This window comes from Niveispirillum sp., from assembly GCF_052437035.1.
Taxonomy (GTDB): Bacteria; Pseudomonadota; Alphaproteobacteria; order Azospirillales; family Azospirillaceae; genus Niveispirillum.
In genome coordinates, this window is the sequence record NZ_JBQVOH010000002.1 from 830,028 (window position 1) to 846,704 (window position 16,677).

Sequence of the window (16,677 nt, forward strand, 5' to 3'; positions counted from 1 at the left end):
CAGGAGCCGGCGCTGGGAACCGTGAGACTGGCTAATGCAGGTCTCAAATCAGTTGTGCCGATTCTTCGCGGCTGAGTATTGTCACAAAGTTGCTGGATAGCAGAACCACGGGGGCAAACCATTCCCTTTCGTATGTGACGGCAGTGTTTTGTATGAGCGTGTTTTCGCGAACCAGATAGACATACATGACGGCATCGTTGACGCCGATATACTCAAGTTGTCCCGCTGTCGGCCTGTCTACACATACCGACATCAAGGGAGAGCCGTGAGAGCCTTTTGCCTGCTTTTCGATAGAGGCCGCCATGCCCGTCTTTCTGGCTTCAGCCGAGACTTGTCCGACAGCCTGCCTGATCTGTTCAGCAGTGGCTGGCGGCAGCCTGAGCGTCCCTAGCTTTTTATCGTAGATGCCGCGGTCAGCTAGGCCGTCTTTCACGCTCCTGGGAATTTGGCTCAATGGCGTGCCGTCGGGAATGCCCAGGTCCTTCTTGACGATCTTCGGCAATCGATCCTCAACCGCTTTGGACCATATGGCCTTGGCGCCGCCGACATCCAGGACGGAATGAGTGGTGAAATGGACGCGGAACACGAAGCGGCATCCTGCCGGTGGAGCGGCCATTGCGGCGCGAAGCACCTCCATCTTCGCCGCTGCATCCGCCATGGCCCGCCGCAATTCCCTTATATAGGCTGGCAGATCGAATGCCGGCGGGTCCAAAGCTGCCCTCTGGATGGTCCGGGTTCCGAACGGCGTTGAATGGGCCGGGCGTGCAGGTGCGGGCTTAGCCGTTAGCTGAATTGGCGGGGCCAAGGCGGGAGTTCTTGGCATGTCTGGCACTTTCTTGGGAGCGGCCCCCTTCAATTGCGCTGCCGGTGCCGTGCTGTACCGGGTCGGTGGGGGAGCGTGATGCGGTGGTGACCCGGCTGCTTTTGGCTGCACCGGCCCGCCTTGTCCATACCGCGTGGGCGGCGGATCGTGACGTTTCGGGGGGCGGGCGCCATTGCCAGTCATTTGAACCATGAGGCGTGGTGACACGGGTACCTTACCCGTTCAGCGGGCAATTTACCCTCATTTCATCCGTGCCTGAAGGGAAATCACTCCCCCGCCGGTCCGCGCCGTCAACCCTGCTTCTCGCCAGCCTTGATCCAAAAGACGGCGCAGTAATCGATGGGCTGGATATGTTCGGTGATCCCGTGCGCGTCACGGAAATCATGCACTGCCTGCTTGCAGGCGGGGATGATGTTGTAATCATCGACGATGATCACCCCGCCGGGGGAAACCTTGTGGTACAGGTTGGTCAACCCGTCCATGGTCGATTCATACATGTCGCCGTCAAGGCGCAGCAGGGCCAGTTTCTCGATGGGGGCGGTGGGCAGCGTGTCCCTGAACCAGCCCTTCAGGAACTTTACCTGATCGTCCAGCAGGTCGTATTTCTGAAAATTGGCCTGCACCTCTTCCAGGCTGATGGCCAGTTCGGCGTATTTCGACAAATCGTCGTACTTGGCGTCTTCTGGATATTGTTCGGCATTGATGGGCGGCAGCCCTTCGAAACTGTCAGCCACCCAGACGGTGCGGTCGGTCACATTCAGGGCGGCCAGGATGGCGCGCATGAAAATGCAGGCACCACCGCGCCACACACCCGTTTCGATCAGGTCGCCGGGGATATTCTCCCGCACCACATGGACGACGGCGTCGCGCAGATTATTCATCCGCTTCTCGCCGATCATCGTATGGGCCTTCAGGGGCCAATCATGGCCCACCTCACGGTGGAACCGGCTGAAGGGCTGACCATAGGGGCCGCAGCCGGGGTCCTCATAGATCAATCCCGTCAGACACTTCTTCATCAGCTCGATGTAAAGAAGGCGGGGATCGGTCTGCACCATCATGGAACCTCGAGGCTGGGGCGGCGGCCGGAACGGCAGGACAGGGCCCTGCACCATGTCTGCTTGTTCCGGCCTGATCCTGTCAAGCGGACCGGTTCACTTTACCTCAACCGCGTAGGTGGCGACGTCCGGCGTGGTCTTAATCAGGCCGCGCGCCTTCAGGAACTGCGCGAAACGCTCATACCGGGCATTGTCCAGCGCGCGGGGGCTGTGGGCGAAGCGGGCGATGCTGTCCTTCCATGCGCGCTTGTTCAGCTCCGTATCCAAATCCTTGCGGCCCTTGATGAACAGGCCCCAGGCCTCGTCCGGATGGTTGATCAGGAACTGGGTGCCGCGTTCCACGGCGTTCAGGAAACGACCGATGCGTGGGTCGTTCACCTTGTTCTTAGCAGTAATGAAGACCAGCTCGTCATAGGCGGGCACGCCTTCTTCTTCGGGGAAGAAGGCCCGGCCTTCCTTCTTTTCAATCGCCATCTGGTTCAGTTCGAAATTGCGGTAGCCGCCGACAATGGCATCCACCTGACCCGCGAACAGGGCCGGCGACAGGGAGAAATTCACGTTGATCAGGGTGATGTCTTTCAGCGACAGGCCGTGCTTTTCCAGCATGGCGCCCAGCAGCGCATCCTCGAACCCGCCGACGGAGAAGCCGACCTTCTTGCCCTTCAGATCCTTGATGGACTTGATCGGCCCGTCTTTCAGCACGATGACGGTGTTGAGCGGCGTGGCGACCAGGGTGCCGACGCGGACCACCGGCAGACCGGCATCGACCTGCAAATGCAGCTGCGGCTGATAGGAGACGGCGATATCGCCCTGGCCGGCGGCGACCAGACGCGGCGGGTCGTTGGGATCGGCGGGCGCGATCATCTCCACCGCCAGGCCTTCATCCTTGAAGTAGCCCTTTTCCTGCGCGACATAGAGCGGGCCATGGTCCGGGTTTACGAACCAGTCCAGCAGCACCGTCATCTTGTCCTGCGCCAGGGCGGGCAGGGTGCCTGCCGCACTGGCCGTCATGGCGGCGGCCACGGCCACCGCGCGCATCCAACGCATCTTCATCATCTCTCTTCCTTGCTCATCACGCTGTCAGGCAGCCAGGGCAATACCCGGCGAACGGTAAGATCGACCAGCAGCCACAGGCCGACGGCCAGCAGCGCCAGAATGAGAAGGGCGGCGAAGGTCAGGTCGGTCTGCACCCGCGCGGTGGCGTGCAGCATCAGATAGCCCAAACCCTCCGACGCCCCGACCCATTCCCCTACCACCGCCCCGATGGGGGCCACGGCGGCGGCCATGCGCAGGCCGGAGCCCAGGGCCGGCAATGCCGCCGGCATGCGGATATGGCGCAATACCGCCCAGGGGCTGGCCCCCATGGTGCGGGCCAGATCAAGCCAGCCGGGGTCGGTGCGGCGCAGCCCGTCAAAGAAGCTGGCCGTGACGGGAAAGAAGATGATCAGGGTGGCCATCGCCACCTTGGACGCCATGCCATAGCCCAGCCACAGCACCAGCAGCGGCGCGATGGCAAAGACCGGCACCGCCTGACTGGCCAGCAGCAGCGGCAGCAGCCAGCGCCGGGCCGCGGCGGATGCCGTCAGGGCCAGCGCCGCCAGCCCGCCGCAGACCGTGCCCAGGATCAGGCCCAGCACGATTTCCAGCAGCGTGTATCCCGCATGTTCGGCCAGCAGCGCCCAGTCATCGACCAGACGCAGCGCCACCCGTTCCGGCCCCGGAAGGATGAAGTGCGGCAGGTCCGCCAGCCGCACCAGCAGTGCCCAGGCCAGGATCAGCCCCGCAAATGTCACGATACCGCGTAGGAAACCGCCGGCCTTCATACCGCCGTCTCCCCGCCGCGCAGGCGTGACAGCAATTCACCCTGCTGCGTCAGCAACGCGTGTTGATCCGGCGGGCGCGGCGTGTCGCCAGCCGGGGTCAGCGGTGTGGACAGCCGTGCCGGGCTGCCGGTCAACACCAGGACCTGATGACCCAAGCGCAACGCCTCCATCGGGTCATGCGTCACCATGATGACGGTACGGCCGCACAGAAGCCGCGCCGCCAGATCCTGCATATCCAGCCGGGTGATGGCGTCCAGCGCTGAAAAAGGCTCATCCATCAGGACGATGGGCCGGTCCTCGAACAGGGTGCGGGCCAGGGCCGCGCGTTGCCGCATGCCACCCGACAGGGCATCGGGGCGGTCGCCCGCGCGGTCCCCCAGGCCGACATTGTTCAGCAGGGCCATGGCCCGCGCCCGCTCCGTGGCGCCGACCCGGCCCCCGCGCAGCTTGACGCCCAGCGTCACATTCTCCAGCACGCTGGCCCAGGGCAGCAGCAGATCCTGCTGCCCCATCCAGGCGATGCGACCGGACAGCGGTTTGCCATCATCGGCGGTGACGCTACCCGTACCGGCCAAAAGCCCGGCGATCAGGCGCAGCAGGCTGGACTTGCCAACCCCGCTGGCACCCAGCAGGCAGGTGGTCATGCCCCCCGGTGCCTGCATCGACAGCGCGCTGAACAACAGACGCCCGCCAAAGCCGATGGCGGCGTCGCAAACCTGGATGGCGGGGGCGGGCAGGGCCGCAGCAGGCCCCGGAACATCATTCATGGATCACTGTCCCTACGCCGGTATCAGCCGGATCAGGTTCCAGGGGTCGTCCCGTACAGGACCTCTCAGCCGACCATCGGCTCCCCCCAGTGAGGTGGGTTGGTTATGGCAAAGCACCGCGGGGGCCGCAAGGAAATGATTGGAACCCTGACGATCCCCCTGGTCGGCCCTTGGCCGTGCGAACCGGATGCGGTTGAGTGAAGGTCCATCGATTGTGGAGACCGTTCCGATGCACCGCACCTTGCTGATAGCCGCCATGCTTGCGGGCCTGTCATTTCCGGCTTCGGCGGCATCCTTGCCCGAAGGTGCGGCCCTGCGCGCGACCATTGAAAAGGTCGATGCCGAATTCTTCGACCTGTTCTTTGAGAAATGCGACCCCGCGCGGGCCGCCGCCTTGCTGACCGCCGATTTCGAGATGTATCACGACAAGGACGGGGAAGTCGCACGCTCGGGCGCCGACATGGTCAAGCTCTACACCAAACAGTGTGAGGGGCGTAAGGCGCCCGACGCCTGGCGGTCGCGGCGCGAACTGGTGGCGGGCAGCATGACCCTGCACCCGATTGCCGGCGTCGGTGTGTTCCAGCAAGGCGAGCATGTCTTCTATGAGCGGCAAGGAAATGGGCCGGAAAAGCTGGTGGGAAGGGCCAAGTTCAGCCAGTTCTGGCGACTAGAGGCCGACGGCTGGAAACTGGCGCGGGTCTTTTCGTACGACCATGAGGCCGTGAAATAATATTCCGCCTCTTGTGCCATGCGGCGGCGCAACATAAGTTGCATTCATCATGCCCGACAGCGCCGCCCCGCTCCTCTCATCCGTCGCCACGCTACGCCCGCTTTATCTGGGCGGTGAAATCTATCGCCATTCCAGTTACGGCAAGAAACACCCGCTTTCCATTCCGCGCGTGTCGGTGGCAACCGATCTGGCCCGCGCCATGGGCTGGCTGGATGATGCCGTCTATCTCGACAGCCCGATGGCGACGGCAGAACAACTGGCCCGTTTCCATGACCGCGACTATATCGCGGCGGTGCAGCGGGCAGAGCGGGACCAGAAGGTCGATCTGGATACGGCCCTGCGCTATGCGCTGGGCAAGCTGGAAAATCCCGTCTTCCCGGAAATGTATCGCCGTCCCGCCATCGCCGCCGGTGCCGCCATCCTGGCAGCAGATCTGGTGCGGGACGGGGGTGTCGTGCATTCCCCGGCCAGCGGCACGCACCATGCCCGCCCGGCCCGCGCCAGCGGCTTCTGCTTCTTCAATGCGCCTGTCCTGGGCATCATGGCGCTGCTGGATCAGGGGCTGGACCGCATCCTCTATGTCGATCTCGACGCCCATCATGGCGATGGCGTGCAGGATGCCTTCCATGATGATGAACGCGTTCTGACCATTTCCACGCATGAGGAAGGGCGCTGGCCGCACACGGGCAAGCTGGATGACCGGGCCGGTGGCATGGCCCGCAATATCCCGCTGCCCCCCGGCGTGAATGATGATGAATTCCGCCATGTGGTGGAGGAAGCGATCATCCCGCTGGCTGTCGCTTTCCGCCCGCAGGCCATGATGATCCAGACAGGGGCCGACGCCTTGGCCGATGATCCCCTGTCGCGCCTGTCCCTGTCCAACCGCGCGCTGTGGCGCGCGGTAGGTGATCTGGTTGGGCTGGCCCCGCGAACCATCGTGGTGGGTGGCGGCGGTTATAATCCCTGGTCGGTGGGTCGTGCCTGGGCCGGCATCTGGGCCGTGCTGAACGGGATCGACCCGTTGGAGGCACCGCTGACCCCGGCGGCTTCGGACGTGCTGAAATCCCTGACCTGGGAACGGCGGGAAGGGCGCAATCCGCCCCGCCGCTGGATGGAAACGCTGGTCGATCCGCCGCATGAGGGGCCGATCCGCGACATGGTGCGGCAGGCCGCAGCATCCGTCCGCGACCTATGGTAAGATAGAACCTATCTTAACCCCGCGCCGGGAACCATCATGCTGCTGCGCCGTCTGGCCCTTGCCCTGCTGCTGTCCCTGTCCCCCATCATTCTGCCCGCCGCCATGCCCGATGCCGCCGCCCAGATGGGGCCGCAATCGGGCCTGAACCGCGACAATCTGGTGATTGAAACCAAGGGTGGGCAGCGCCACAGCTTCAATGTCGATCTGGCCCTGACCCCGCAGCAGCAGGCCATCGGCCTGATGTTCGTAGAGAAGATGGCGGATGAGAAGGGGATGCTGTTCCTGAATGATCAGGAAAGCAAACTGTCCTTCTGGATGAAGAACACCTTGATCCCGCTGGATATTATCTTCATCGATGCCAACGGCTATATCCTGAACATCCAGCATGGCAAGCCCCTGGACCTCACCCCGCTGCCGTCCGCCGGGCCGGCGCTGGCGGTGCTGGAACTGAATGGCGGGCTGTCGGCCAAGCTGGGGATAAAGCCTGGGGACCGGCTGCTGCATCCCGCCTTTGGGGTACGCCGTCCGTAACCATCATGCGCCACGCGGGCAACTGAGGCCCCGAAACGCCAGAAACCAGCGCATTTCCAATCGGATACGGCGTGGTAAGCTGGCGCATGGCTTTCTATACGCCCCCTTTGCAGCGACTGCCCACGCCGGTGACGCCGCCGTCGAAGGATCGGCATGTTCTGGGCGTCAACCGGATTGAGGAACGGCCGCGGCGGGAGGAAAAGGGACGGGAAGGACGCAGCCTTCGCCATCGCCTGATTGATCTGGTGATGGACGAGGTCGAAAGCCTGCCCGACCTGACCACGCCGCAGAAGCAGCGTATCCGCAACAATCTGGGCCGCTTCGCCGACCGGCAGCCCGATCACGCGCCAGACCACCCGCCACCGCCGCCGCCAACGCCCGATCAGACCCTGGCCGCCATGACGGCGGAGGAAGAGATACAGGCAGAAGCTGCGGCCCTTGCGGCGGTCAGCGATGGGGTCGATGCGGTACAACTGGCGCAGCAGATGCAAATCCTGTTGGGTTTGCACAGCGAACGGGCCACCAAGATTTCCAACTATATCCACGCCCTGATGGCCGTCACCCCGGACAGCCATCAGGTGGATCTGGATATCTGACGCCGGCCCTTACTGGCCCAGCGCCTTGATCAGTTCGCCCATATTCTTGACGAACGCGGCGGTGGAGATGCCTTCCACCGGGTAATCGGCATTGTAGGGGGAGGTGTCATACAGGTCGCCCACGCGCGTCGCCCGGTATTCACCCCCCGTCGGCGTGGCCGGCCCGTCGCCGATATACGGGTTCGATACGGCGGTCAGCTTCACCGGCCAGTATCCGCGCGGGTTCAGGCCCCGGATCAGATCGGCCAGCTTATCGGCACCCGCCACCTTCTCGGCATTGTCCGTCTTCATCATGTCAAAGACATCGACATCGCGCAGCGTGAAATAGCGGGGCAGTTTGTAGGTGCCGGGCTTGGCCAGCATGGGCGAGCCCTTGGAAATTTCTTCGCCCTTCATGGCCGCCAGCTTCTGATACTCGGCCCGTAATGTCTGCGTATCGATTGTCCGGAAGGACCCGTAATGGGCGATCACCTCATTCGGGCTGTCGCTGGTGTAATATTCACCATTGACCACGTTCGACCCGCGCCGATGCAGATATAGCGGCTTATCGGTGCCAACTGCCAGGAAGGTCGGGTGCGTGCGGCCCTGGGTGCGCAGGCTGGGCGGTGACTGCACCTTATCCAGCCAATCCAGCGCCTCCGGCACCCGTGCCAGATATTTCGCATCGCCGGTCAGGCGGTAGAAGTTCAGTAACTGCTTGATATTGTTGGCCGTCGTATGGGTGGCGAAGGCTTCCGGCTCATAGGTGCGGGCACCGGTTGGCTTCAGGTCGGTGGTGCGGTGCTGCAGGCCCCAGGCGGGCTGCGGCTGCGGCTGCTGCGTGGCGATGAAGATATCCATGCCACGGCGGATCGGGTCGATCAGCTTTTTATCGCCCAGCACCTGATAGGCGAAGACCAGCACCTCCAGATTTTCGCCCGACACATCATCATTGAAGGTGATGTAGCCGGTATAGTCCGGCTTGCCATGCAGGCCGCCATCCTTGACCAGGGGGAAACGCTGTGGCCAGCCGCCATTGGGATATTGGGCGTTCAGAATGAAGCCCAGCGCCTTGTCCAGCGCCTTCTTGATGCCCTTGTCCTTCTTCTCCAGGTACAGGCGCAGCAGGAACTGTGTCGCCTCGGCGGTGCCGGCATCGTCAAAGGTGCCGTTGCCGTAATAATGGTGGAATTCCTCCATCCGCCAGGCATTCTTGCCATAGGTGTCGTACCAGCGCTTGAGCGAGTCCTCGCCGGCCGTATCGATGACATAGTTCCAGCCGCCGCTGTCCAACTGCCCCTTGATCAGCGCGTCTGCCGTCTTCATGGCGGCATCCAGGTACCAGCCATCACCCGTGGCGTGCCAAGCGTCCAGGAACAGGTGTCCCATGGTGGGCGTGCCCGGTGGCTGCACCCAGATCATGGTTTTGTTGGCTTCCAACTCACCCCAGCGGCGGGAAAAGTCCGGCAGATATTGCCAGACATAACCGCCATTGACGGCAGCCTCATCCATCATGAACGTGGCCGCCCGCTTCATGGTCGCCAGGATTTCCGCGCGGCTGGGGGCCTGAACGGCCTCCTGCGCGGCGGGACTGCTGGTGGCGGGCTGGGCATGGCCGGGCAGGGCCAGCATCAGCGGCAGGCAGGCACAGATCAGGGCACGCTTGAAAGCGGCGATGGTCATTCGAACGTCTCCGGGCTTCGCTCCATGGATGGCTCTGCCGGCCATCTCTCAAGCCCCGAGTAAATCACACATGACACCGGTTTCCTAGTGGGATCATGTCGCAAATTGTCACCGGTGTCAGGGTTTGTATGGAGAGCGGGCCGGTCGTCTCGGCCCGCTCTGCTACTCTTCGTCAGAACCTTACAGTCCCCGTCAGCACCCATTCCCGCGGCGGCTGCGGGAAATAGGCAAAGGGACCGTCATTATTGGCAACAACATTGTTGACCTTGCGGTCGAACAGGTTGCGCCCCGTGAGGGTCAGATCCAGCCCATCCAGCGCCGCCCAGGTGATGGCGGCATTGGCCAGCATATAGCCGCCGGCCTTGCGGCTGTTGGCGCCGTCATAGGCGTAATCGCCGGAGATATCGGCCCAGGCGCGCAGGGTGACGGGGACATCCGGCACAGCCTGTACAATCTCCACCCGCCCGGCATGCCGGGGCACACCCGCCACATCCTTGCCGGTGAAATCGAAGGGCCGGTTGGTGTCCGGCTCCAGAAAGGCGTTCTCTGTCCAGATGGCTTCGGTAAAGCCATAAGTCAGGTTCAGCGCCGTACCATTGCCCAGATCGGCGGATGCCTCCACCTCCACCCCGCGCGACCGCTGCCGACCATTATTGATGGTCCGGGCAGACCCGCCGACAGGCAGAAGCTGTAGAAGGTCGGAGCGGCGAAGCTGATAGGCGGTGATGCTGGCGGTGAAGCGCCCATCCGCCGTCTGGCCCTTCAATCCCCCTTCAATATTGCGGGCGATTTCGGGGTTCAGGTCCTTGTTGCGGTTGCGGAAGGACCAGATGGGACCGAAGCCGGGGCTGAACCCCTCGCCAAACGCGGCATAGGCCGTGACCAGATCACTGACCCGCCAGCGCAGCGATGCCTTGGGGCTGATATGGCTGTCGCTGTCCTTGACGGTGACCTCCGGGTCGGGGCCATAGCCACTGCCCGACGGGCCGTAATGCACCTTGCGCTGAAACCGATCCAGCCGCGCGCCGATACTGGCCACCACATCGCCCCAATCACCATCAACCTGCGCGAACGCGGCCTGGGTGCGGTTGCGCGCATTGGCGTTCAGCAGGTAATCCGACTGCCAGATATTGGCATCGACATGCGCGCCGGTCTGGGCATTGCGACGCTGGGTATAGAAACGGGGGCCGAAATCGAACTCCCCGGTCCAGGTTTCGATATGGTGGGCCTCCACCTGCTCTGCCGACACACCGGCCAGAACGCGCCACGTATCATCCAGGCGCGCATCCACCTGCTGTTCGGCAAAATAGGTGTCGGTGCTGCCATCCACGCGGAAGCCGGTGAAATTCACGGTACCGCTGGCCGGGTCATACGGATTGAAAAACCCTTGGCGGCCAGCGGTGTTGGCGTGGCGGGCGTGCAGGCGGGTGGTGCTGGTGACATCATCCGTCACCGCGCTGGACAGCATTGCCGTGCCCGTCCACATCCGCTTGTCAAAACCGGCGCCATCCTGGTTCCAGTTGCCTTTGCGGCCACCGGGCAGGGCGACGGGGATGCCGTTCGCGTCGGTCGGCAATTCGCCTGCCAGCCCCTGTTCGGTGTTCACATAGGTGCCGGTCAGGTTCAGGGTCGTCGCCTCAGTCAGGTCCAGACGCTGTTTCACGAACAGGGTCTGTTCCTCCCGGTCGGTACGGTCGCGCCAGCCATCCGCCCCCTGCGCCTGGGCGGAGATCAGGATGGCGCCGACATCGCCCGTGGCCCGCTGCACCATGGCGGCGGCGTTCCACCAGTCGTGAGAGCCGTAGCCGGCCTGTGCCTGGGACAGCGGCTCGTCGGTGACCTCACGCGTGATGTAATTGATGGTGCCGGCAATGGCGCCACGGCCATAAAGGGCGCTGGTGGGCCCGCGTACCACATCGACCTGTCCGACAACGCCGAAGGGCAGTTGTTCCAGGTCCACCTCATCATCGCCCGTGACGAAGGGCACGCCGTCCATCAGGACCGTGATGGTGTCGTTATGCACCCGGTTGGGCACGCCGCGGATGGTGATGTCGGTGTAGGTGCCCTGGTCGTTGGTCTTGACGACCAGTCCGGGCAGGCCGCGCAATTCTTCCCCGATGAAACGGGTTGCCTTGGCCTCAAAATCATTGCGGTCCACGCGGGACACGCTGGCCGGGACATCGCGGATGGCGGTGGCGCGGCGGGTGGCGGTGACGACAATCTCGTCAAGCGCCGTTTCTGCCATGGCGGGAAGCGACAGGGCCAGAAGGGCGGTCGTCGCGGACAGAATACGGGCGTAGCGGTAGGCAGGGTGTTTCATGGGTTGCGGAACCAATGTCTGGGGTTCGATCAGGATTCCGCGCCTGAATTCACGAAATTTTCTGTCCCCGCAAGAAAAAGCGCGCGGGGGGCAGGGTTGCGTCAGGTTAAAGCTATCTGTTCCTCAATCGCCGGCGCTGCATCCGCAGCTTGGCTTTCGCGGCACGTGCCGCGCGGCGGCAGTCGCCGCCGGCGCTGTTTCCGGTCAACCGAAAACAGCTCAATTCTCGTGAAACGGATTGCTGCCATCGCGCGTTTCCACCTCGATCACCCAGAGGTCGGGATCGCGCTTTACATGGCGTTCCACGAATTCCCGTGCGGCCATTTCGTCGATCATCTCGCCATTGGCCCCCGGCTGCCAGCCCAGCTTGCCATTGATGTCGCGGCCCTGGCTGAACATGCGGCTGCCCTGGAACGGCACTGTGATCTTCAACAAGATCAGCCCGCTTTCCCGCTCTCCCTTGCGCAGCACATAGGTGGGCACGCCCGCCGCCGACAGCCGCCAGAGATGGCTTTGCACGAACAGATGGGTGGGCAGGCGTTCTTCCATGGTCTTCCGGTCCTGTTCGTGCTCGACTTCAAACGCTTGTTCGATTTGAATGGGCGTTGCCTCTAACCACCATGTCCGGACCCGCCATGCAAGCCCCGACCGCCCCCCTGTTCACCCGTGCGCTGCTGACCAATGATGATGGGATCGACGCGCCGGGCATGGCGGCGTTGATCGAGGCGGTGACACCGCTGGCGGCGGAGGTCTGGGTGGTGGCCCCCGAACATGACCAGTCGGGCGTGTCGCGCGCCATCAGCCTGCATGGCCCCCTGCGCGTCCTGGAACGTGGCCCCCGCCGCTTTGCCGTCACCGGCACGCCCAGCGACTGTGTCGTGATCGGGCTTAGCCACATCCTGAAGGACAATCCGCCCGACATCGTGTTTTCCGGCATCAACCGGGGGGCCAATATCGGGGAGGAGGTCGGCTATTCCGGGACCGTCAGCGCCGCCATCATGGCGCGGCTATGCGGGGTTCCGGCCTATGCCGTCAGCCAGGCCTGGCGCGACCGCAGAAATGTGCGCTGGAAGACGGCCATATCCGGCCTGGAAGCCATCGTGCGTCGCTTCGGCACCGCCCCCGCCAGCGTGCTGAACGTGAACTTTCCGGATGTGGACCCGGAAGAGGTGACAGGCGTCAGCGTCACGCGCCAGGCCCCGCCGGGCAGCATGGTGATGGGTGTGGAAAGCCGGGAGGATACGCGCGGCTTCCCCTATCACTGGCTGTCTATCCGCCGCCATCCGGGGCAGGGCGCGGATGATACCGATATCGGTGCGCTCCGCCGCCGGGAAATCAGCGTCACACCCATCGGGTTCGACATGACGGACCATGCCCTGCTGGCCAGTTTGCGGGGATAAAACCAACGGTCAAAGTTCTGACCGTTGGAGGTCGGCGACTGAGGAATTGTATAAAACAAAAGGGCCGCCCGGATCACCCCGGACGGCCCCTTCACTTATCAAACATGCCGGACGAGATCAGGCAGCCTTGCTGCCCTTTTCCACCGTGTGCATGTCGGCCGCGTCCGTGTGCATCAGCTTGCGGATCAGCGGAGAGGCGATGCAGACGGCAACGCCGATGCCACCAGCCCAGATCAGCAGGTCGTAGAACACGCCCGTATAGACCTTCAGGCTTTCCTGCGGCGACAGGACGGCCCCGCCCTCCGCGCTCGCGCTGGCGGCATCTGCGATGAAGCCGGCCAGATAATGCGCGCCAGCCGACGACAGGAACCAGACACCCATCATCATGGCCGTGATGCGGGCCACCGACAGGCGGCTGATCATGGACAGGCCGACGGGCGACAGGCACAGCTCACCGGTCGTGTGCAGCAGATAGGCCAGCACCAGCCAGATCAGGCCGGTCTGCGCATCTTCACCCACGACGGCGCCACCGACGACCAGCGCGCCGAAGCCAAGCGCTACCTGGATGATGGCCAGACCGAACTTCATCGGGGTCGACGGCTCCAGCCCCTTGCGGGCCAGTGCCACCCATCCCCAACTGAACAGTGGGCCCAGCAACACGATGAACATCGGGTTGAAGACCTGCACCACCGAGGCCGGAATGATCAGGCCGAACAGTGAACGGTCGGAATTGCGGTCAGCGAACAGGGTCAGCGAGGTGCCAGCCTGTTCAAACAGGGTCCAGAACACCACCGACAGAGAGATCATGAGCATCATGGCGATCAGACGCTCGCGCTCGATCTTCGTGCACTGGGTGATGGAGAACCAGATCAGGCCGACCACAACCAGCGCCACGACGGACAGCAGCAGGGAGCCGACGACGTGATGGTTCTGCACCAGCTGCCAGTTGATGATCACGCCGACGACAGCAGCGATATAGATCATCCATTCCAGCGACAGGCCGAAGGCGCGCGGCTTGGTCAGCTTCACCGGATCGGGCGCTTCGGAGTTGCGGTACCACTTGGTGCCGCGCGCAAACACGATCAGGCCGAATACCATGCCGATGCCGGCCAGACCGAAGCCGTATTTCCAGCCATAGGTCTCGCCCAGGTAACCGCAGGCGATGGTGGAGAAGAACGAGCCCAGGTTCACGCCCATGTAGAAGATCGTGTAGCCGGGGTCACGGCGCGGGTCATCCTTGCTGCCATACAGCTTGCCGACCATGGTCGAGATGTTCGACTTCAGGAAGCCGACGCCGGTGATGATGAAGGCCAGCGACAGGAACATGATCTGGTCATAGGGCGACTGACGTACCACGACACCGTCGATCACCTGGGCGGGCGCGCCTTCGAAGGCCATGCCGATATGGCCGCAGACCAGCAGGATGGCGCCCAGCATAACCGCCTTGCGGCTGCCCAGATAACGGTCGGCGATCAGGCCGCCGATCACTGGCATCGCATAGTTCAGGGAGGCGTAGCTGGCATAGATGAAGCCGGCGGTCCCGTCGCTATAGAGGAAATGCTTGACCAGATAGAGGGTCAGAAGTGCCCGCATGCCGTAGAAGGAGAAGCGTTCCCACATCTCGGCAAAGAACAGGGGCGCCAGACCACGCGGATGCCCGAAAAAACCCCGTTCGGGGTCGTTTGATATCCAAGCCATTGCAGCCTTGTTGTGTTTGGATGCTGAGGAAGCGCCGCTATAGCATGTTTGTCATGTCCGACATAGGGGGCAACTGTATCGGCCTGTGATGGCCGTCACAGGGATTTGCTTGTCGCATGCGGTCCGCTTATGCGACCTACGAAGCAGGCTTGTTACTGTCGTAGGTCGCATAAGCAAAGCGCATGCGACGAAACGCTACCTCACACGAATAGCGGCCCCGTCTCAAAGCTGCTGCGCTTGCCCAAATCCTTCTCATGCCGGGCCAGCCATTCATCGGCCGCCGCCCGGCCCGTGTCGCGCAGGTCGGACAGAAAGCCCCAATCGGCATTCAGCTTGCTGGACACGCCCAGATGGCCCATCCGTTCCTCCGCCTCGATCCGGTGCAGATGGATGGACCGCATGCCAGAGGCTTCTTCCGTCATCGCCCCCTTGGCCAGCAGCCGGTTCACCAACTCGATCGAGCGCAATTCCCGCAGGAAGATGGAATTGAAGCTGACCTCATTCATGCGGTCGACAATGGCGGTCGGGGCCTTGGGCACGTCGGGCCGTTCGATGGGCGTGACCTGCACGATCAGGATATCGTTGGTCCGGCACTGCTTGATCAACGGGTCCAGCACGGGATTGCCCATATAGCCCCCGTCCCAGTAATGCTCATCCTCAATCCGCACCGCCTGAAACAGGAAGGGCAGGCAGGCGGCGGCCAGCAGGCAATCCACCGACAGGTCCTTGCCCTGGAACAGCCGCATGCGCCCGCGCGCCACGTTGGTCGCGCTGACGAACAGGCGCATCTCCGCCGCCTCGCGCAGCACCTTGAAATCGATCAGCCCTTCCAGGACATCGGCCAGCGGGTTCAGCCCCAGCGGGTTGAACTGATAGGGCGACATCATGCGGATCATCAGGTCAAACCCGGCATAGACCGGGTGCGCCTCCACATTGGGATTGCCCGTCAGTTGCGTCAGGAAGGATGGCGACAGTGGGCCGAAGGCGTTGGCCTTGGCGACGCGCCGCCAGAACCGGTACAGCAGATCGCGCGCCGCCTGCGGACCGCCCGTCAGCCAGCCATAGGCCATCAGGGCACCGTTCATGGCCCCGGCGGAGGTGCCGGAGATGGCCTCCACCTCCAGCCGATCCAGTTCCAGCAGCCGGTCCAGCACCCCCCAGGTAAAGGCCCCATGCGACCCACCCCCCTGCAACGCAAGACCGATACGGGGGCGAACAACGGATTTGGATCGGGTCATGATGAACTTTAACTGGAGGAAGACAGGAACAGACAACGTAAGGGATAGTTACTGCGCCGACCAGCCGCCATCCACGGTCATGGCGGCACCCTTGATGTTGGCGGCGGCGGGGGACGACAGGAAGACAGCCAGATCGCCCAGTTCCTCGGGCGTCGTGAACTGCTTGGACGGCTGCTTTTCCGACAGCAGTTTCACCTTGGCTTCCGTCTCGCTGATCCCCTCGCGTGCGGCAAGGGCGTCGATCTGCTTCTGCACCAGCGGCGTAAGCACCCAGCCGGGGCAGATGGCGTTGCAGGTGATGGCGCTTTCGGCATTCTCCAGCGCCACCACCTTGGTCAGGCCGATGACGCCATGCTTGGCCGCGACATAGGCCGCCTTGTTGACGCTGGCCACCAGCCCATGCACCGACGCGATGTTGATGATGCGGCCCCAGCCCTTGGCCTGCATATGCGGCAAGGCGGCCTGGATGCCGTGGAACACCGCCGACAGATTGATGGCGATGACGCTGTCCCAGCGTTCAACGGGGAATTCCGTGACCGGCGCCGTATGCTGGATACCGGCATTATTGACTAGGATATCGACGGAGCCCAGCGTCGCCACCGTCTCATCCACCATGGCCTTGATCTGGTCCGGCTTGGTCATGTCGGCGGCGGAATAGCGGGCCTTGACGCCGAAATCGGTCTCGATGCCGCTGCGCACCGCCTCGATCTCCGCCGCATCACCAAAGCCGTTCAGCACGATATCGGCACCCGCCGCTGCCAGCTTGCGCGCAACACCCAGGCCGATGCCGCTGGTGGAGCCGGTGATGATGGCAACCTTACCCTTCAACATGATGG

The 16,677-nt window shown here is 63.3% G+C and carries 16 protein-coding genes and 1 riboswitch; of the genes, 5 read left to right on the forward strand and 11 right to left on the reverse strand.

The features are described 5' to 3' along the window. Positions 1–43 precede the first annotated feature (43 nt). From ACT6Q8_RS08930 to ACT6Q8_RS08950, 5 genes are all read right to left on the reverse strand, one after another. Positions 44–658: a hypothetical protein gene (locus tag ACT6Q8_RS08930; RefSeq protein WP_054168678.1), complete on the reverse strand. Its 615-nt coding sequence runs from the start codon at positions 656–658 to the stop codon at positions 44–46. A gap of 455 nt (positions 659–1,113) precedes the next feature. Continuing rightward, positions 1,114–1,881 (reverse strand): TylF/MycF family methyltransferase, encoded by a 768-nt coding sequence (locus ACT6Q8_RS08935; RefSeq protein WP_444733240.1) that lies wholly within the window; start codon positions 1,879–1,881, stop codon positions 1,114–1,116. Positions 1,882–1,974: 93 nt separating this feature from the next. Continuing rightward, a complete protein-coding gene (locus ACT6Q8_RS08940; protein WP_156344669.1) occupies positions 1,975–2,925 on the reverse strand; it encodes an ABC transporter substrate-binding protein in 951 nt (316 codons plus the stop codon). A 5-nt stretch (positions 2,926–2,930) separates the two neighbouring features. Further along, a complete protein-coding gene (locus ACT6Q8_RS08945) occupies positions 2,931–3,701 on the reverse strand; it encodes an ABC transporter permease (protein ID WP_444733241.1) in 771 nt (256 codons plus the stop codon). Next, entirely contained in the window at positions 3,698–4,468 is a 771-nt protein-coding gene (locus ACT6Q8_RS08950; RefSeq protein WP_444733242.1) for an ABC transporter ATP-binding protein, read from the reverse strand. Before ACT6Q8_RS08950 ends, ACT6Q8_RS08945 begins: the two co-directional genes overlap by 4 nt. Continuing rightward, positions 4,461–4,565: riboswitch (TPP riboswitch) on the reverse strand. Its footprint overlaps the gene before it by 8 nt. A gap of 132 nt (positions 4,566–4,697) precedes the next feature. Here ACT6Q8_RS08950 and ACT6Q8_RS08955 point away from each other — a divergent pair. From ACT6Q8_RS08955 to ACT6Q8_RS08970, 4 genes are all read left to right on the forward strand, one after another. Next, positions 4,698–5,198, forward strand: a complete 501-nt coding sequence (locus ACT6Q8_RS08955; RefSeq protein WP_444733243.1) for a nuclear transport factor 2 family protein — start codon at positions 4,698–4,700, stop codon at positions 5,196–5,198. A gap of 49 nt (positions 5,199–5,247) precedes the next feature. Beyond that, the gene (locus ACT6Q8_RS08960; protein WP_444733244.1) at positions 5,248–6,396 is read left to right on the forward strand and encodes an acetoin utilization protein AcuC; all 1,149 of its coding nucleotides are present in this window, start codon (positions 5,248–5,250) and stop codon (positions 6,394–6,396) included. 36 nt (positions 6,397–6,432) lie between these two features. Continuing rightward, complete coding sequence (locus ACT6Q8_RS08965; protein WP_444733245.1) at positions 6,433–6,927, forward strand: DUF192 domain-containing protein; 495 nt, start codon at positions 6,433–6,435, stop codon at positions 6,925–6,927. Between the two features lie 86 nt (positions 6,928–7,013). Next, entirely contained in the window at positions 7,014–7,523 is a 510-nt protein-coding gene (locus tag ACT6Q8_RS08970) for a hypothetical protein (RefSeq protein WP_054168672.1), read from the forward strand. Between the two features lie 9 nt (positions 7,524–7,532). Here ACT6Q8_RS08970 and ACT6Q8_RS08975 read toward each other — a convergent pair whose 3' ends face one another. The 3 genes from ACT6Q8_RS08975 to ACT6Q8_RS08985 form a co-directional block, all read right to left on the reverse strand. Further along, a complete protein-coding gene (locus ACT6Q8_RS08975; RefSeq protein WP_444733246.1) occupies positions 7,533–9,185 on the reverse strand; it encodes a pectate lyase in 1,653 nt (550 codons plus the stop codon). 172 nt (positions 9,186–9,357) lie between these two features. After that, complete coding sequence (locus tag ACT6Q8_RS08980; RefSeq protein ID WP_444733247.1) at positions 9,358–11,505, reverse strand: TonB-dependent receptor; 2,148 nt, start codon at positions 11,503–11,505, stop codon at positions 9,358–9,360. Between the two features lie 219 nt (positions 11,506–11,724). Then, positions 11,725–12,054 (reverse strand): DUF1491 family protein, encoded by a 330-nt coding sequence (locus ACT6Q8_RS08985; protein ID WP_054168670.1) that lies wholly within the window; start codon positions 12,052–12,054, stop codon positions 11,725–11,727. Between the two features lie 86 nt (positions 12,055–12,140). On the opposite strand from ACT6Q8_RS08985, the gene surE reads away from it, so the two are divergent. Beyond that, positions 12,141–12,905 (forward strand): 5'/3'-nucleotidase SurE, encoded by a 765-nt coding sequence (gene surE / locus ACT6Q8_RS08990; protein WP_444733248.1) that lies wholly within the window; start codon positions 12,141–12,143, stop codon positions 12,903–12,905. 117 nt (positions 12,906–13,022) lie between these two features. Here surE and ACT6Q8_RS08995 read toward each other — a convergent pair whose 3' ends face one another. The 3 genes from ACT6Q8_RS08995 to ACT6Q8_RS09005 all read right to left on the reverse strand — a co-directional run bounded on the left by ACT6Q8_RS08995 (position 13,023) and on the right by ACT6Q8_RS09005 (position 16,672). Next, positions 13,023–14,603: a peptide MFS transporter gene (locus ACT6Q8_RS08995; protein WP_444733249.1), complete on the reverse strand. Its 1,581-nt coding sequence runs from the start codon at positions 14,601–14,603 to the stop codon at positions 13,023–13,025. Positions 14,604–14,803: 200 nt separating this feature from the next. Next, a complete protein-coding gene (locus ACT6Q8_RS09000; protein ID WP_054168667.1) occupies positions 14,804–15,841 on the reverse strand; it encodes a patatin-like phospholipase family protein in 1,038 nt (345 codons plus the stop codon). A gap of 48 nt (positions 15,842–15,889) precedes the next feature. Next, positions 15,890–16,672 (reverse strand): 3-hydroxybutyrate dehydrogenase, encoded by a 783-nt coding sequence (locus ACT6Q8_RS09005; protein ID WP_444733250.1) that lies wholly within the window; start codon positions 16,670–16,672, stop codon positions 15,890–15,892. Positions 16,673–16,677 lie beyond the last annotated feature (5 nt).

What these genes read in the sequence shown, in the direction of transcription:
- ACT6Q8_RS08930 (WP_054168678.1), bottom strand. Translation starts at nt 658, where the DNA reads ATGGCGGATGCAGCGGCGAAGATGGAGGTGCTTCGCGCCGCAATGGCC.
- ACT6Q8_RS08935 (WP_444733240.1), bottom strand. Translation starts at nt 1,881, where the DNA reads ATGATGGTGCAGACCGATCCCCGCCTTCTTTACATCGAGCTGATGAAG.
- ACT6Q8_RS08940 (WP_156344669.1), bottom strand. Translation starts at nt 2,925, where the DNA reads ATGCGTTGGATGCGCGCGGTGGCCGTGGCCGCCGCCATGACGGCCAGT.
- ACT6Q8_RS08945 (WP_444733241.1), bottom strand. Translation starts at nt 3,701, where the DNA reads ATGAAGGCCGGCGGTTTCCTACGCGGTATCGTGACATTTGCGGGGCTG.
- ACT6Q8_RS08950 (WP_444733242.1), bottom strand. Translation starts at nt 4,468, where the DNA reads ATGAATGATGTTCCGGGGCCTGCTGCGGCCCTGCCCGCCCCCGCCATC.
- ACT6Q8_RS08955 (WP_444733243.1), top strand. Translation starts at nt 4,698, where the DNA reads ATGCACCGCACCTTGCTGATAGCCGCCATGCTTGCGGGCCTGTCATTT.
- ACT6Q8_RS08960 (WP_444733244.1), top strand. Translation starts at nt 5,248, where the DNA reads ATGCCCGACAGCGCCGCCCCGCTCCTCTCATCCGTCGCCACGCTACGC.
- ACT6Q8_RS08965 (WP_444733245.1), top strand. Translation starts at nt 6,433, where the DNA reads ATGCTGCTGCGCCGTCTGGCCCTTGCCCTGCTGCTGTCCCTGTCCCCC.
- ACT6Q8_RS08970 (WP_054168672.1), top strand. Translation starts at nt 7,014, where the DNA reads ATGGCTTTCTATACGCCCCCTTTGCAGCGACTGCCCACGCCGGTGACG.
- ACT6Q8_RS08975 (WP_444733246.1), bottom strand. Translation starts at nt 9,185, where the DNA reads ATGACCATCGCCGCTTTCAAGCGTGCCCTGATCTGTGCCTGCCTGCCG.
- ACT6Q8_RS08980 (WP_444733247.1), bottom strand. Translation starts at nt 11,505, where the DNA reads ATGAAACACCCTGCCTACCGCTACGCCCGTATTCTGTCCGCGACGACC.
- ACT6Q8_RS08985 (WP_054168670.1), bottom strand. Translation starts at nt 12,054, where the DNA reads ATGGAAGAACGCCTGCCCACCCATCTGTTCGTGCAAAGCCATCTCTGG.
- surE (WP_444733248.1), top strand. Translation starts at nt 12,141, where the DNA reads ATGCAAGCCCCGACCGCCCCCCTGTTCACCCGTGCGCTGCTGACCAAT.
- ACT6Q8_RS08995 (WP_444733249.1), bottom strand. Translation starts at nt 14,603, where the DNA reads ATGGCTTGGATATCAAACGACCCCGAACGGGGTTTTTTCGGGCATCCG.
- ACT6Q8_RS09000 (WP_054168667.1), bottom strand. Translation starts at nt 15,841, where the DNA reads ATGACCCGATCCAAATCCGTTGTTCGCCCCCGTATCGGTCTTGCGTTG.
- ACT6Q8_RS09005 (WP_444733250.1), bottom strand. Translation starts at nt 16,672, where the DNA reads ATGTTGAAGGGTAAGGTTGCCATCATCACCGGCTCCACCAGCGGCATC.